We start from the raw sequence: 14,719 nt of genomic DNA on the forward strand, positions 1-14,719 counted from the left end.
TTTGGGCAGCGGCTGCTATCTGGAAACATTCTCTTAATAGTGGAGTAACATTGTGCTCAAATCCAATGGCCCGCCCGGCGCGGGCATCAGCAATTTCATGAGGCAACGGTTACTCGGTTTACTTTTCCTGACATCCGGCGCGGCTTTCGGCCAGGGGTCTGACTCTACCAGGCAGGCAGAGTCGGAGGACAGGAAATGGTTTGAAAGCTTTTCTATCCGGGGCTACGTGCAGGGGCGCTATAATATGTTCCAAACCAACCCGGACCTGCAGTGTGAGCAGTGCGACCGGTCGTGGGGCGGGAACGGGGGCTTTTCGCTGCGGCGGGTGCGCATCATCCTCTACGGGCAGCTGCACGAGCGGGTGTATTTCTACCTCCAGCCGGACTTCGCCAGCTCCCTCAGCGGCAGCAGCTCCCTGAACGCCGGCCTGCTTCGCGACGCCTACATGGACCTGGGCCTCGACAAAGCCAGCCAGTTCCGGGTGCGCATCGGGCAAAGCAAGGTGCCCTACGGGTTCGAAAACATGCAGTCGAGCCAGAACCGTCTGCCCCTCGACCGCAGCGACGCCCTGAACAGCGCCCTTTCCAACGAGCGGGACATGGGCGCCTTTTTCTACTGGGCGCCCACGGCCGTGCGCAAGCGGTTCAGCTCTTTAGTCAAAGACGGCCTCAAGGGCTCTGGCGACTACGGCGTGCTGGGCATCGGGGCATTCAACGGGCAGACAGCCAACCGCCCCGAGCTCAACAACCAGCGCCACGTGGTAGCCCGCCTGACTTATCCGCTGGTGCTGGGCAAGCAGATTATTGAGCCGGCCCTGCAGGCGTATACCGGCACCTACGTGGTGAACCGGGACCAGCTCTCGGCCGGCGTAAAGCACCGCACCGACCTAAGCTACGCCGACCAGCGTGCGGCGGCCACGCTGGTGCTGTATCCCCAGCCCTTTGGCATTCAGGCCGAGTACAACGTGGGCCGGGGGCCGGAATTCAACCCCGCCACCGACAGCATCGAAACCCGGCGTCTGCACGGGGGCTACATCCTGCTCAACTACCGGCTGCAGTACCGGCAGCAGCAGCTTTACCCGTTTCTGCGCCTGCAGTACTACGAAGGAGGTAAAAAGCACGAGCGGGACGCCCGCAGCTACAGCGTGCGCGAAGCCGAGCTGGGCGTCGAGTGGCAGCCATTCAGCAGCTTTGAGCTGGTGACGATGTACACGCTTTCTTCCCGCCGGTTCGAGGACTTCCAGAAGCAAAATAACCGGCAGCGGGGCGGGCTGCTCCGGCTGCAGGCCCAGATCAATTTCTAAGGCAGCCCGCCGCTTTCTTGCTTTCCTGGCCGGTCCTGGCGCCCGACTTTTCGACGCTTCCTTCAAACGGATGGCAAACAATATAAGGCGGAGCGCCGTTATTTGCAGCCTCTCGCCCGACCACAATCCGGGGTGCTTACCTGAGGAAAAGTTATGATAGTTTCGTTGCGACGGGGAGATGGAAGTGTATACCTCACCGTAGAGCGTAATCAGAAGGACAACTGGGTACATGCTCACTGGTACGGTCGCCAGACGCTGGCTTCCGTGATGGACGGGGGCCTGACCTACCTCGACATGATTCGCCGGGACCCCTGCCCCCGCCTGCTCAACGACCACCGCGACCTGGTGGGCACCTTCACGGAGGCCAACGAGTGGATTCAGCAGGTCTGGACCCCGCTGATTATTGCCGAGGGCCTGCGCTACATCGGGCAGGTGGTGTCGCCGGATATTTTCGGGCAACTTTCCATCGAGGACCTCAAGCACCGCATCGGTGACCAGTTGGAGATTCAGCTGTTCAACAGTCTGGAAGCTACGCAGACCTGGCTCCGGACGCAGCAGTAGCCCTTCTGCGCGCAGGAGACGAGGATACACCTAGCCAAGCGCCCTGCCTTTCCGTCTGCCGGGCTACCAGAAACAGGGGTGCGGGGCGGGATCGGTCAGGTTTTAATTGTCGGGCGGATGAGTGTTTGGTGGCCCATGCCGTAAGCTGAACAGGAAGACCGGTTGCTGCCGCTTCCGACCGGCCGATTCTGGCCGGCCATCAGCCTCCTCCTATGCTATCCTTCACCGTTGAACGTCTTTCCTTCGATACTCTGAGCGAGCTGCCCGCCTCCTGGACCAACCAGGACTACCTGGCCCTGCTGGAGCTGCTGAGCTACGACAACCCCGCCGATATCGAGCTGGGCGAGCTGAAAGCCATGTGCCTGATGGCCCTCACCGACCAGGAGCCCACCGCGGCCGCGCAACTGGTGCTGGGCTACCTGTTCGACGACCAGCTCACGAGCGGTCAGATCGAAAATCTGGCCCACCAGATGCTGACTGAAAAGCTCTGGGAAGAAAACCCGCAGCTGGGGCAGCATCAAGGCTTTTTCAAGGCTACGCAGCTGCTTCACGAAGCCTACAAAGGCAAATTCCCGCGCACTGAAGCCGTGCGGTTCCAGGTGCAGCTCACCGCGGCCGATTCCGCTACCCTGGCCGTGTTCGACTCCCAGCCCGAAGCGCCGCTGCTGCGTCTGCTGGCCCAGGGCATGCCCGATAACACGCTGCTGAGACGCCTGTTCAGCGACCAGCTGGCCGGCTCCCTCTTCCCTGAGGCGCCCCACATCATCTGGCAGCTGCAGACGCTGAAGCAGGAACCCTCAGTGCGGGTGCTCGAAGTGGTCAGCTCCGCCTATTGGCTCGACGATTTCAAATATGCCGACACGTACGAAGCCACAACCCAGGCCGAGGTAGTGGCAGCCGACGAAGCCTGAGCCGCCGGAAACAGGTAAGATACAGACAGCGCCCCGGAGCAAAGCGGAGCGCGTGGGTACTTCGCTACCGCTCTGACTTTCGCCTGCAGTCCGGTCCCTCCCTATTTAGATTGCCACTCGTTGCGCCTGCGCCGGACCTGATGGCTTTGCCGATTGTGCTGCCGTTTTGTATTTGCGGTGGTATTTATAGCGGTCCAGGTTACGCTGAGGCTAAGCAGGCTGCTTTGCCAAGTTGTGCGTGTGAGCCGGCCGGCTCGCACGCTTGACCTAGTTAGCGGAGGGGACGGCTACTCTAACGTATTCCTATTTCCTATACCTGCTCGCGCCGTTTCGGCTTATCAAACAGGCTTTGCGGCGGGCGTAGCCCGAATGCGGGCCAGCTCCAACCCTTTTTTGGGTAGCTTGTGGCCCAATGGTGATGCCGGGTACTGGGGGTTCATGTGCAGCAAAGTGTCGCGCAGGGCTTTGATTACATAGTAGGCCTTGTACCAGTTCTGGTCGGCCGGCACGATGTGCCAGGGGCAGCTGGCGGGGTTGCAGTGACGGAACACGGCCTCGTACATGCGCCGGTACGCGGGCCACTGCCGGGCCTTGGCTTCGTCGCCGGCTTCGTACTTCCACTGCTTGCTCGGGTCCGAAACCCGTTCTTCCAGCCGTCGGCGCTGCTCGGCCTCCGACACGTGCAGGTAGAACTTGAGCAGGGTAGTCCCGGCATTCTGCAACGCCCGCTCAAAGGCATTGATGTCGGTGAAGCGCCGGCGGGCTTCGGCGGCGTCCACGAGTCCCAGCACGCGGGTGATGAGCACGTCCTCGTAGTGGGAGCGGTTGAACACCTGAATCATGCCCCGGCGCGGGACTTGGGCGTGTACGCGCCACAGGAAGTCGTGCGCCAGCTCTTCGTCGGTGGGCTCCTTGAAGGCATGCACCCGGATTCCCTGCGGGTTAAGGCCCTGAAACACCCGCCGGATCAGCCCGTCCTTGCCGCTGGCGTCCATGCCCTGCAGCACGACGAGGACGCTACGGCGGTTTTCGGCGTAGAGCCGGGCCTGCAGCTCGTCGATTTCCGTGCGCAGGTATTCGGTAGCCTTTAGTCCTTCTGCCTTGGACATCGACTCCGGCGCTTGGGTGGGCAGGTCGTGCAAAAGCAGGGAGTTGGGAGCAGAGCGGGGCATACAAGAAGAGTTAGTACCGACCAAAACATCCGCCTGAGCAAAGCAGCCCGGGCCCAACGCAAATACGCTAGCTTAGCGCCTCTACCAAGTTGCTATGCTATGCCTGCCTCCGGTTCCGCCGCCACAGCCACTGCCCTCATCGACCAGCTCCTGGCATTCGTTCAGGACATCGGCCTGACGGTGCGGGAGGCCCCGCTGCCGGAGCCCACGTTTCTGCCTGGCCTGCTCATCGAGCAGGGTGAGCTGGTCGTGGACCGTAGCCGGCTGCTCTACCCCGGCGACATTCTGCACGAGGCCGGGCACGTAGCCGTGACGCCCGCCGCCGAGCGGCACCTCGTCGGCGGGCACATCACTGAGAACCAACCCGAAAAGGAAGGCGACGAAATGGCCGTCCACGGGTGGTGCTACGCCGCGTGCATGGCCCTGAAGCTACCGGCCAACGTCGTTTTCCATCCGGCCGGCTACCGGGGCGCCGCCGACTGGTTTGTGAGCAACTTTCAACAGGGCACCTACATCGGCCTGCCTTTGCTGGTTTGGATGGGTTTGACCACCACCGAAGCCTACCCGCAAATGACGCGCTGGCTGCGGGCCTGACCTGTCGGCTTGCTTTCCGCTGCCGCACACAGGTCAGGCGTATAGCTGGCAGCACCGGCTAGCTTACCGTTGGCGGCATGCCGCGGGAAGGACCAGCCCCGGCCAGCTGGCTGACCATGTCGTCGAGGATGTCCTTGCTGTAGCCGATGCGGTTGGCATACTCCAGGCAGAGGCCGTACTCGCGGGGGTCAATGTCGCCGTCCTGCAGCATCATCTGCACCAGCGTCTGCAGCTCCATAGTGCGCTGAAGGCCTTCCTGGGGCACGATAAAGCTCAGCACGGCCAGGTTGTCGGCAATGGGCATCACGTCATGAGGCCTCAGCCCCAGGCGGTTGCCAATCTGAAGCAGAAACTCACTTTCAGCGCCGTCAATCTGCCGGTCGGCGGCGGCCAGCAGGACCAGGTTCTGAAAGAAGGCCAGCTTCTTCTGTTGCGTATCGAGCAGGGTTTCGAGGGTGCGGTTCTCCGTCATGGGAAAGGAATTAGCTAGAGTGGAAAAGCGCCCAATGGGGCGGGTTCATTCAACGCGACCTCCTCCGGAAGGTTATCCGCAGACACTGCTGCCCCTACCCTTTCTGCAGCAGCAGCGTCCATTGCTGGGCGCACTTTCGCTGAAGGCTGACGATCTGGCTAAACAACGGCGTCAACCACTCCGGTCTGCGGGTACCCTTCCTTATCCAAGGAGGGGAACCAGCTCATGCCCGTTAGCTAATCTTTCGTGGGGTCCCAGCCGTGGAACACGTTGGCAAGGGTGTACTGGCGGGCGTCGGCGTCGGTGAGCTGGTGGGACCAGGGCACGCGCTGCCGGGGCGTGTAGCCTTTGCCGCGGTTCTGGTACTCGGCGTAGTAGGCGGTCTGCTTGTTGGTTTCCTTGCCCCAATGGTCCCAGCCGCCGGGCCTGATATGGGCGCCCAGCTCGCACTGCAGGAACACCGTTTTGGCGTAGGGCCGCCAGGGCCGGCCCAGGTCGTAGCTCGCGGCGGGAGCGTCGCCTATCAACTTACAGTTGCGGAACACGTAGCCGAAGCGCGCGGTATCGGGCGTGGAGGCGGCGGTCACGAACGAGCCGCCCTTTTTGCTGAAGATGGTGCAGCCCTCAAACCAGGCAGTGCTGGAGCCGAAGATGAAGTCCGTGGTGCCCTCGATGTAGCAGTTCAGGTAGTACTGCCGGCTGCCGTAGCCGTAGGTGTAGAGTGTGTCCTGGAAGCCCAGAAACCGGCAGTTGCGGAATCGGGCCTTGTCGCCGGCCACCCACACGGCCACGGCCTGCCCCACCGGGCCGGAGGAGTTCTCGAAGGTGATGTTCTCCGCCGTAAAGTCAGAGCCGTAGATATAGATGCTCGACGAGCCCGACGTGCCTTTGTCTTCCCCGAAGATGTTCTTTTTCTGGTTGTAGTCGTCGTAGGTAAGGATGGTTTTGTCGCGGTCCTCCCCCACCAGCTTCACCAGGTTTTTAGAGCCGGCCAGAATCAGCTTTTCCTTGTACACGCCCTTTTTGACCAGAATGGTGGTGACTTTCTTGCGGAAGTCGGGCACGGCGTTGAAGGCTTCCTGCACGGTGCGGTACTGCCCGCTGCCGTCCTGGGCCACCACGAAGTCATACTTCGGAGCGTCGGTGGCAAACGCCTGAGACAAGGTAAGCCCGAGCAGACTCAGCAAAAGCAAAAGGTTTCTCACGGGGTAGTAGGCTGGCTGTTGGCGGCCGAAGGCGTGGCAACGGCATTTTTGGGCAGGGGCTTGGCAATCCGCTCGGCCAGGGGCAGCTTCTGGGCCACCACCTGGCTCATTACCAGCTGCGCCATCCTGCGGGCGCCCAGCTCGCTGAAGTGGGTGTTGTCGTTGCGGCCGAAAGGGTAGTTGGGATGGTCGCCCGGCTCGAGCTGCAGAAACAGAGCCTTGGAGCCTTCCACGCCGTATTTCTGCAGCAGCTCCCGGCTCATCTTGTCGAGGTCGATAAGCGGTACCTTGTACGCCTGGGCCACTTCTGCCGTCACGGCCGAGTACGCCACGTGGGTTTCCATGATCTTGCCTTCTTTATCAAACTTGCGCCGCGTAACCGGGGTAATCAGCACCGGGTTGGCTTTTTTGCCCCGCGTCTCGGTCACGAACTTCACCAGGTTCTTGCGGTAGTCTTCCGGGGACGTGTAGCGGTCCGCCTTGTCCTTGGCCTCGTCGTTGTGGCCGAACTGAATCATCACGTAGTCGCCTTCCTGGAGAGCGTCGACAATCGGCTGCCAGCGGTTCTCGGCCAGAAAGGTGCGGGTGCTGCGCCCGTTCTGGGCGCGGTTGTCGACCACCACCGTGGAGTCGAAAAACGTGGGCAGCGGCATTCCCCAGCCGGTTTCCGGAAATGTCTGCTTTACTTTCTGGGCAATGGTGGAGTCGCCGATGAGGTAAAGCTTGATCTTTTTGGGCGGGGGACCGGCAAAGGCCAGCAGCAGCAGCAAACTCAGGGGCCAGGCTTTTTTGAACAGGAAAGGCAGCATCAGCAGATTGGAATTTGTGGGTAGCGCCGGGCGCCGGAAGAACGCCCGGGCAAGGAATATCCAAACAAAAGCCGGGCTTCCGTACCGGCAGAAGGTTTTTTTCTGCGGTAACGATGCCGGGAACGTTGCCACGTCCGGCCTGCTTTCTGCTGGCTGGCGGATTTTTTGCCGGCCCACCACCCCGGGCTACGTATAGCGTACCATTCGCCCCACGTTGCCGTCCATGCTCCTGTTTGTTTACACCGCCCTCTCCGAGCCCCTCCGCGCTTACCTTCGCCAGCACCTGCCCCCGGGCGTAGAAGCCGTTTTCCGCACCGAGCTGCCCGAGTCCGGGCAGCAGGCCGCTTTCCGCCGCGCCGAGCTGCTGCTGGGCAATCCGCCCGCTCACTGGTTTGACGAGCAGCTGCCGGCCCTCAGGTTCTGGCAGATTGACTCGTCGGGCTTCGAGCCCTACTGCCACCTGCGCCCGACGTTTCCCGTTGCCAACATGGGGGACTACTTTGCCTGGCCCTGCGCCGAGACTATCGTGGCCGGGATTCTGGCTCTTTACCGTAACATTCCCGAGCTGGCCGTGCTGCAAAGCCGGCAGCAGTGGGTTGGCCAGCCGGTTCGGGCCACTATGCGGCTGATGCTGGGCAAGCAGGTGATTATCCTGGGAGCCGGCTCCATCGGGCTGGCCGTGCGCGAGCAACTCGGCGGCTTCCGCTGCCGGGTGCAGCTGCTGGCCCGGACCAACCCCGCGGCCCAGCTGCACTCCCGGGAGGAGCTGCTGGCCGCGCTGCCCTCCGCCGACCTGGTCATCAACTGCCTGCCGGGCACCGCGCCGGGCTTTTTTTCCAGAGAGCTGATTGAGGCCATGCCGGCCGGCAGCGTGTACGCCAGCGTGGGCCGGGGTACCACCACCGACGAGCCGGCTCTCATTGCCGCGCTGCAAAGCGGCCACCTCGGCGGGGCTGTGCTCGACGTAACCGCCGTTGAGCCCCTACCCGCCGACAATCCGCTCTGGACGATGCCCAACGTACTACTCACCCAGCACTCGGCCGGCGGACAGCCCCACGAAGACGATGGCAAAGGGGAAATGCTGCTGCGCAACCTGGGGCACCTGCTCGCCGGCGAGCCGCTGGAGAACGTGGTGGATCTTTCGAGGGGGTATTAGCGGAGCCTGAACCAGGTCAACAAAAAAAGCCCGACCAGATGGCCGGGCTCTTTGGCTGAGGAATAACCTAGCTGCTTATGCTTCGCTACCGCCGCTAACCTGGGTAATGGCTTCTACCATCTCCTCGGAAATACCGGTGGTGCTGAAGCCGCCGTCGTGCATAAGGTTTTGCATGGTCACGAAGCGGGTCAGGTCGGAGAACAGGCTGATGCAGTAATCGGCGCAGGCTTCGGCGGGAGCATTGCCCAGGGGCGACATCCGCTCGGCATACTCATAGAATGCGTTGAAGCCGCTGATGCCGGTGCCCGCCGACGTTTTAGTAGGCGACTGCGAGACGGTATTAACGCGTACTTTCTTGAGCTTACCCAGGCGCTGCCCGTAGCTGCGGGCAATGCTTTCGAGCACTGCTTTCGCCTGCGACATATCGGTGTAGTCGAGAAAGGCGCGCTGGGCGGCAATGTAGGACAGCGCTACTACTGAGCCCCATTCGTTGAAGGCATCCTGCTTTTCGGCCACGGCCAGCATCCGGTGGAGCGACAGCGCCGACACGTCCAGCGTCTTCTGGAACCACTCGTAGTTCAGCTCGCCGTAGTGCTTGCCCTTACGGATGTTGGTGCTCATGCCGATGCTGTGCAGCACGAAGTCGATTTTACCGCCAAAGTGCTCCTGCGTACCGCTGAACAGCTTTTCCAGATCGTCCATCGATGTCGCGTCGGCCGGGACAATAGGGGCCTCACACTCTTCCGACAGCTTGTTGATTTCCCCCATGCGCATCGCCAGGGGAGCATTGGTGAGCACGAAGCGCGCGCCTTCAGCATAGGCTTTCTGCGCCACCTTCCAGGCAATGGAGCGTTCATCAAGAGCGCCGGAGATGATGCCGACCTTGCCAGCGAGTAAGTTGTTAGCCATTAGTTTTTGGTTGTTCGTTTTTGGTTATCAGTTGTTAGCGTCGTCGTTAGCCGTTGACTTGTTCTAACAACCTGGTTACAGCAGCAACTCAATTGCGCGGCTACGGCGACCCAAGTTTACAAATAACCCAAAACTTAAAACCAAAAACTACAACCCCACCCCTACGCGGCTACCGACTCGCCGCGCATGGCCAGCAGCTCGCGGGCACTCTGGAAGGCATTCTCACTGGGGTTGGCACCTGCAATCATATGGGCAATTTCGCGGATGCGCTCTTCGGTGCTCAGCTCCCGGATGCGGCTCACGGTGCGGTCTTCCCGGTCTTCCTTGTACACGAAGTAGTGGGAGTCGCCGGCGGCGGCCATCTGAGGCAGGTGAGAAATGGCCACGAGCTGGTGCTTTTTGGCCATCTGCTGCATCATCCGGCCCACCTTTACGGCGATTTCCCCGCTGATGCCGGTATCGATTTCGTCGAAAACGATGGTGGGCAGAGCAGTTTTATCGGCCAGCATATACTTGATGCACAGCATCAGGCGGGAGAATTCTCCACCCGACGCGGCCTTGCTCAACGTCTGGGGCTGGGCGCCTTTGTTAGCCGTGAACAGGATGCTAACCACATCGGTACCGCTGGCGGTAGGCTGACTGACGGTGTGCTGCACCACAATGCGGGAATGCGGCATGCCCAGATCAGCCAGCAACGAAGCCAGCTCCTTTTCAAACTTCGGAAACGACTTCAGGCGGCTTTCGGTAAGCTTGGCAGCCTGCCGCTTCACCGTGGCCAGGGCCCCGTCGGTATCCTTGCGGAGGCGGGTAATTTCCTTGTCCAGATTCAGCACCGACCCCACCTTCTGGCGCAGCCCGTCGCGCACGGTGAGCAGGGCGGGTACGTCGCGCACCTGGTGCTTGCGCTGCAAGTTGTAAAGCACGTTCAGGCGGCCCTGTAGCTCATCGATGCGGGCCGGGTCGCCCTCGGTGCGCCGCTCGGCGGTTTCCACCTCGTCGGCAATGTCGTGCAGCTCGATCAGGCAGCTGTCGAGTCGGTCCTTTAGGGTCTTGAACGAGTCGGCGTAGGCCGAAATCTGGCCCAGCATGGTGGCGGCTTCCTTCATGCTGCCGGTGGCGCAGTACTCGCTCTCGCTCAGGCTTTGCAGGGCCTGGGTGAGCTTATACTTGATTTCTTCGGCGTGCTCGAGCTGCTTTACTTCCTGCTCGAGCGTTTCCTGATCCTCGTTGTCGAGGCGGGCTTCCTCCAGCTCGGTGAGCAGGAAGCTGTGGTAGTCGAGCTCCTTGTTGGCCTGGGCCACCTGGTTTTCCAGGGTTTTCAGGTCGGCCTCCAGCTTGCGGTACGAGCGGTACGCGTTGCTGTACTGGGCACGCGTGGGCACGAGACCGGCGTAGAGGTCGAGCAGGTTCAGCTGGAATACGGCGTCGCCCAGCAGCAGCGTGTCGTGCTGGGAGTGAATGTCCATCAGGTTAGCCCCGATCTTCCGCAACGTTTCCAGCGTCACGGGCGTGTCGTTTACAAACGCGCGCGACTTGCCCGTAGGGCTGATTTCCCGGCGCAGGATGCAGGAGGCGTCGTAGTCGAGGTCTTCCGACTCAAAGATGTCCTGCAGCTGGTAGCTGGCGATGTTGAACTGACCTTCGATAATGCACTTGCGGTCGGTCTTGAAGAGCATGCGGGAATCGGCGCGGTTGCCGAGCAGCAGACCGATGGCGCCGAGCATGATGGATTTGCCGGCGCCGGTTTCGCCGGTAATGATATTCAGCAGCGCGGAAGGCCGAAGCTCGAGCTGCTCAATCAGGGCGTAATTCTGGATGCGAAGATCTACAAGCACTTTCGTTTTAATTAATAATCAAGAATTAGTAATTAAGAATTGGGCACGACCAAATAACATAACGAAGGCACGCGCACACGAATAACAAACAACAGGCAGAACCAAATAATTAAATTTCCGGCTTAAAAACAGCAGTTTTTTATTACCAATGCCAGCCCGAAAACCAATTCTTAATTACTAATTATCATTTACTAATTACTTCAGAATAGCCTGGTACTTGGCCGAGTTGGTGGGGTCCACCTCACTGAGCATCGACACTACTTTCTGCTTTTGCTCCGCGTCTGGGCTGGTGCGGAAGATGTTGGCAATTTCGTCGGCCTTGGCATCGAAGAACGAGCGCACAAGCACCGTAGCCGGGCGGCGGATGGCAACCTGCTGCACGCCCTGCAAGGCGGTAAATACGCTGGCCCGTGCTTCTTCCGGCTTGGTGATAAAGACGTCCATCCCCTGGCGGTAGTAGCCGTAGGCCCCGGTCCGGACGCCCTCCAGCTGCGGGTCCTGCAGATTGGTGAGCAGCGCGTACCGGCTGCGGGTGTCGCCGGTGTCCTTCCAGCCCTGGTCGTTTTCCTGGCTTTGCGAGCCCGCCGTCGACAGAATGTTGCGGGCCCGGTCGAAGTAGGCGTTGCCGCCCAGGCGGGAGAAGCTGTCCTGGTCCATGCCGATGATGACGTAGGCGTAGAAGCTCAGCAGCGACGACAGATTGGAGACAAACGCGTTTTCGGAGTAGTCGAGCGGCTGCTGGGGCGTGTAGTTGAACACCCAGCCCTTGTCGGCAAACGACATCAGATTCGTTTCGTAGCCGGTACCGTACACCGGACGGGTGGTCACGATGCGGGTAATGCACTCGTAGGTGCCATTCTGAGGAATCTTCTGGATGCTTACGAAAAGCCGGCACCGGATTCTTTCCTCGGGCTTGTAGGTGAGGTTGGTCCAGGTGCGGGTGTTCAGAAACGACTGCATGTCGTTTTTCATCTGCTGAATCAGCTGCCGGTCCGACACGGTTACGTTGTCGGTGGTAATGGTGACTTCGGCCTGCAGCTCCTGGGCGCGCCCGGGCAGGGCAAGCAGCAAAAGCAGCAGCAGGGCCAAAAAAGTATAGTTACGCTTCACGGGAAAGGCGGGCAAGAACGGTTCGGACAATGTCGCGGGCCACATCGGCTTTGGGCTTCAACTCAAAGTTAGTCATTTGGCCCCCGGCATCCAGCAGCGTCACTTTGTTGGTGTCGTGGCGGAAGCCGGCTCCCGGGACGCGCAGGGAGTTGAGCACAATTAGGTCGAAGTTTTTCCGCCGGAGCTTGTCCTGGGCGTGGGCCACTTCGTTGTTTGTCTCCAACGCAAAACCCACCGAAAATTGTTCAGCGCGCTTGATCTCGCCCAGCGCCCGGGCAATGTCGACGTTCTTGACCAGCTCCAGGGTCAGCGTATCTCCGTCCTTCTTGATTTTCTGCTCGGCCACGTTCCGGGGCTTGTAGTCGGCCACGGCCGCGGCAAACACCCACACGTCGGCAGCCGGTGCGGCTTCCCGGGCGGCAGCGTACATCTGGTCGGCCGTTTCCACCCGGATGGTTTGGATACTGGCAGTTGTCGGGTCGGGCAGGTTCGTGGGCCCGCTCACCAGCGTAACCTGGGCGCCCTGGGCGGCAAACTCCTCGGCCAGGGCGTAGCCCATCTTGCCGGTGCTGTGGTTGCCGATAAACCGGACCGGGTCGATGGGCTCGTAGGTAGGCCCGGCGGTAATGAGAACTTTCATTTCTTAATTAAGATTTAAAAATTAGCAATTAAGAATTGACACTGGCTGCTTCCGACTGTTTCTATTGCTTCGCAATAAGCAGCTTCTCTTTATTCAAAATACCAGAGTAAACACACCGGTAACCGGATAGTTAATGAAACCCAATTCTTAATTCTTAATTCTTAATTCTTCAAAAAAGCTTTCCAGCGCTACGACAATGTCCTCCGGCTCGAGCATTCGGCCGGGGCCGGACAGGCCGCTGGCCAGCTCACCGGGAGGCGAGGGCAGCACGTGGTTGCCAAAGGAGCGCAGCCGCTCCAGGTTTTGCGTCACGGCCGGGTGGGCATACATGTCCAGGTCCATGGCCGGGGCCAGAAACACGGGGCAACGGGCCGAGAGGTACACCGCCGCCAGCAGGTTGGGGCAGTGCCCGTTGGCGAGCTGAGCGATAGTGTTGGCGCTGGCCGGGGCAATCAGTAGTACCTCGCCCCAGAGGCCCAGGTCCACGTGGTTGTGCCACTCCCCGGCGGCCTCATCGCGCAGAAAGCCGCTCAGCACCGGCTTTTTCGAGAGCGTGCCCAGGGTCAGGGGCGTAACAAAGGCCGAGGCCGAGGCAGTCAGAATGACTTGCACCTCGGCCCCGGCCTTGATTAACAGCCGCACCAGCTGGGCTGACTTGTAGGCGGCAATGCTGCCGCACACGCCCAAAAGAATCTTACGGCCTTGCAGCGGCATAGCAGCCGGCTATTCGACGGCCCGTACGCTGGTCACCACGCCTTCCTCGGCGGGGGTGTGGAATGTTACCTTGCCTTCCAGGAACTCCTCGATGGCGAGGTTGGTGGGCTTGGGCAGCCGCTCGTAGTGCTTGGAAATCTCGATCTGCTCCCGGTTTTCGAACACCTCCTCCAGGTTGTCGACCGTGGTAGCAAACTCGGCCAGCTTGCCATTCAGCTCTTCCTTGATCTTAACGGAAATCTGGTTGGCGCGCTTCGAGATGATGGCAATGGACTCGTACACGTTGCCGGTGGTATTGGCAAACTCCGACATGTTGCGGGTCACGATGGAAGCGGGTACGCTGCTCGGATTTTTCATCTGGTTGACTTGATTAAATGGGTGAGTGCCGGCTTTTAACTAGCTGCTTCCGGCCGGGGCTACCCGGGCATCAGGCTGGCAATTTAACGTTTCCGGCTTCTACTTACGTTAGTTCGACGCCGAAGCGGGCTTCATCTTCTCGACCTGCGCGCGGCTGTCGATGTACATCTGCTCGGCTTCTTTCAGGTTTTTGCTTTGCGGATAGGTATCCAGAAAGTGCTGGTAGTAGGCAATGGTTTCGAGGTACCGCTCCCGCTGCCTTTCCTCCACGCTTTCGCGGGCCAGGTTGTACTGGGCCTGCACCTTGAGGAAGTCGGCCTGCTCGTTATACACGGAGGCCGGGTACTGCTGCTGGAAGCCGTTCAGGGCCACCACCGCCGACTGGTAGTACCGCAGCTGGTAGTAGAGCCGGGCACTTTCGAAGGCCTTGCTTTCCAGCTTCTTGGTCAGCTCCGTCGACATCTTCTCGGCCTCGGGGCGGAAGTTGCTGCTGGAGTAGCGGTTCAAAAACTCCTGAATCGACTCCAGGGCCGTGTAGGTGTTGGTTTGATCGAGCTCAAAACCCGGGGAGTCCAGAAACAGCGACTTGGCGTGCAGAAACATGGCCTCCTCCGCGTACTGGGAGTTGGGGTAGGTGTCGTAGAACGACTGGAAGTAGTAGGAGCTCAGCGTGTAGTTGCGCTGCTTGTAGTTGGTGTTGGCAAAGTAGAACTGCGCCTTTTCAGCCTCAGGGCGGCCTTTGAGGAGGGGCAACACGTCTTCGAGCAGAGTCCCGGCCCGTACAAAGTCGCCCTTCTCGTAGTACTGCAGAGCAGCCGCGTACTTCTTGTTGGCATCGGTGCTCTTCAGCAGCTTCTGGTAGCCGCTGCAGGAGGCCAGCAGCAAGGTGCTCAGCAACAGAAGAAAAAAGGTAGGGCGAACAAGGAGCATAAGGGGCGCAAAGGTAACGGATTGCGAGGCCGAATCAAAGT

16 protein-coding genes are annotated in these 14,719 nt (G+C 60.4%); 5 read left to right on the plus strand and 11 right to left on the minus strand.

Features of this window, described 5'->3' with window-relative positions:
* Positions 1-244 precede the first annotated feature (244 nt).
* The 3 genes from LJY25_RS15425 to LJY25_RS15435 all read left to right on the plus strand — a co-directional run bounded on the left by LJY25_RS15425 (position 245) and on the right by LJY25_RS15435 (position 2,775).
* Positions 245-1,303: a porin gene (locus LJY25_RS15425; protein ID WP_227609254.1), complete on the plus strand. Its 1,059-nt coding sequence runs from the start codon at positions 245-247 to the stop codon at positions 1,301-1,303.
* Between the two features lie 153 nt (positions 1,304-1,456).
* Entirely contained in the window at positions 1,457-1,864 is a 408-nt protein-coding gene (locus tag LJY25_RS15430) for a hypothetical protein (RefSeq protein ID WP_227609255.1), read from the plus strand.
* A gap of 212 nt (positions 1,865-2,076) precedes the next feature.
* The gene (locus LJY25_RS15435; protein ID WP_227609256.1) at positions 2,077-2,775 is read left to right on the plus strand and encodes a hypothetical protein; all 699 of its coding nucleotides are present in this window, start codon (positions 2,077-2,079) and stop codon (positions 2,773-2,775) included.
* Positions 2,776-3,113: 338 nt separating this feature from the next.
* Here LJY25_RS15435 and LJY25_RS15440 read toward each other — a convergent pair whose 3' ends face one another.
* The gene (locus LJY25_RS15440; RefSeq protein ID WP_227609257.1) at positions 3,114-3,947 is read right to left on the minus strand and encodes a PPK2 family polyphosphate kinase; all 834 of its coding nucleotides are present in this window, start codon (positions 3,945-3,947) and stop codon (positions 3,114-3,116) included.
* A gap of 99 nt (positions 3,948-4,046) precedes the next feature.
* Between LJY25_RS15440 and LJY25_RS15445 the strand changes: the two genes are divergently transcribed.
* On the plus strand, positions 4,047-4,541 hold the full coding sequence (locus tag LJY25_RS15445; protein ID WP_227609258.1) for a hypothetical protein: 495 nt from the start codon (positions 4,047-4,049) through the stop codon (positions 4,539-4,541).
* Between the two features lie 58 nt (positions 4,542-4,599).
* Here the strand turns inward: LJY25_RS15445 and LJY25_RS15450 are convergent, their stop codons facing one another.
* From LJY25_RS15450 to LJY25_RS15460, 3 genes are all read right to left on the minus strand, one after another.
* Positions 4,600-5,013 (minus strand): hypothetical protein, encoded by a 414-nt coding sequence (locus tag LJY25_RS15450; protein WP_227609259.1) that lies wholly within the window; start codon positions 5,011-5,013, stop codon positions 4,600-4,602.
* A 236-nt stretch (positions 5,014-5,249) separates the two neighbouring features.
* A complete protein-coding gene (locus LJY25_RS15455; RefSeq protein WP_227609260.1) occupies positions 5,250-6,218 on the minus strand; it encodes a pectinesterase family protein in 969 nt (322 codons plus the stop codon).
* Positions 6,215-7,027 (minus strand): rhamnogalacturonan acetylesterase, encoded by an 813-nt coding sequence (locus tag LJY25_RS15460; protein WP_227609261.1) that lies wholly within the window; start codon positions 7,025-7,027, stop codon positions 6,215-6,217. The genes LJY25_RS15455 and LJY25_RS15460 overlap by 4 nt, the downstream gene beginning before the upstream one ends.
* Positions 7,028-7,250: 223 nt before the next feature.
* On the opposite strand from LJY25_RS15460, the gene LJY25_RS15465 reads away from it, so the two are divergent.
* Entirely contained in the window at positions 7,251-8,183 is a 933-nt protein-coding gene (locus tag LJY25_RS15465) for a D-2-hydroxyacid dehydrogenase (RefSeq protein WP_227609262.1), read from the plus strand.
* A gap of 75 nt (positions 8,184-8,258) precedes the next feature.
* On the opposite strand, the gene LJY25_RS15470 is transcribed toward LJY25_RS15465, so the two are convergent.
* The 7 genes from LJY25_RS15470 to LJY25_RS15500 form a co-directional block, all read right to left on the minus strand.
* The gene (locus LJY25_RS15470; RefSeq protein WP_227609263.1) at positions 8,259-9,092 is read right to left on the minus strand and encodes an enoyl-ACP reductase FabI; all 834 of its coding nucleotides are present in this window, start codon (positions 9,090-9,092) and stop codon (positions 8,259-8,261) included.
* Positions 9,093-9,253: 161 nt separating this feature from the next.
* Positions 9,254-10,927 carry a DNA repair protein RecN gene (recN, locus tag LJY25_RS15475; RefSeq protein WP_227609264.1) on the minus strand — a complete coding sequence of 558 codons (1,674 nt, stop codon included), beginning with the start codon at positions 10,925-10,927 and terminating at the stop codon, positions 9,254-9,256.
* 195 nt (positions 10,928-11,122) lie between these two features.
* Positions 11,123-12,037 (minus strand): type IX secretion system protein PorD, encoded by a 915-nt coding sequence (gene porD, locus LJY25_RS15480; protein ID WP_227609265.1) that lies wholly within the window; start codon positions 12,035-12,037, stop codon positions 11,123-11,125.
* Positions 12,027-12,677, minus strand: a complete 651-nt coding sequence (locus LJY25_RS15485) for a phosphopantothenoylcysteine decarboxylase (protein WP_227609266.1) — start codon at positions 12,675-12,677, stop codon at positions 12,027-12,029. Before LJY25_RS15485 ends, porD begins: the two co-directional genes overlap by 11 nt.
* 147 nt (positions 12,678-12,824) lie before the next feature.
* Positions 12,825-13,391 carry a flavoprotein gene (locus LJY25_RS15490; protein ID WP_394799974.1) on the minus strand — a complete coding sequence of 189 codons (567 nt, stop codon included), beginning with the start codon at positions 13,389-13,391 and terminating at the stop codon, positions 12,825-12,827.
* A 9-nt stretch (positions 13,392-13,400) separates the two neighbouring features.
* The gene (locus tag LJY25_RS15495; protein ID WP_227609267.1) at positions 13,401-13,748 is read right to left on the minus strand and encodes a DNA-directed RNA polymerase subunit omega; all 348 of its coding nucleotides are present in this window, start codon (positions 13,746-13,748) and stop codon (positions 13,401-13,403) included.
* 108 nt (positions 13,749-13,856) lie between these two features.
* Complete coding sequence (locus LJY25_RS15500) at positions 13,857-14,678, minus strand: outer membrane protein assembly factor BamD (RefSeq protein ID WP_227609268.1); 822 nt, start codon at positions 14,676-14,678, stop codon at positions 13,857-13,859.
* Between the last annotated feature and the right edge of the window lie 41 nt (positions 14,679-14,719).

The organism is Hymenobacter translucens (assembly GCF_020685205.1).
Lineage (GTDB): Bacteria > Bacteroidota > Bacteroidia > Cytophagales > Hymenobacteraceae > Hymenobacter > Hymenobacter translucens.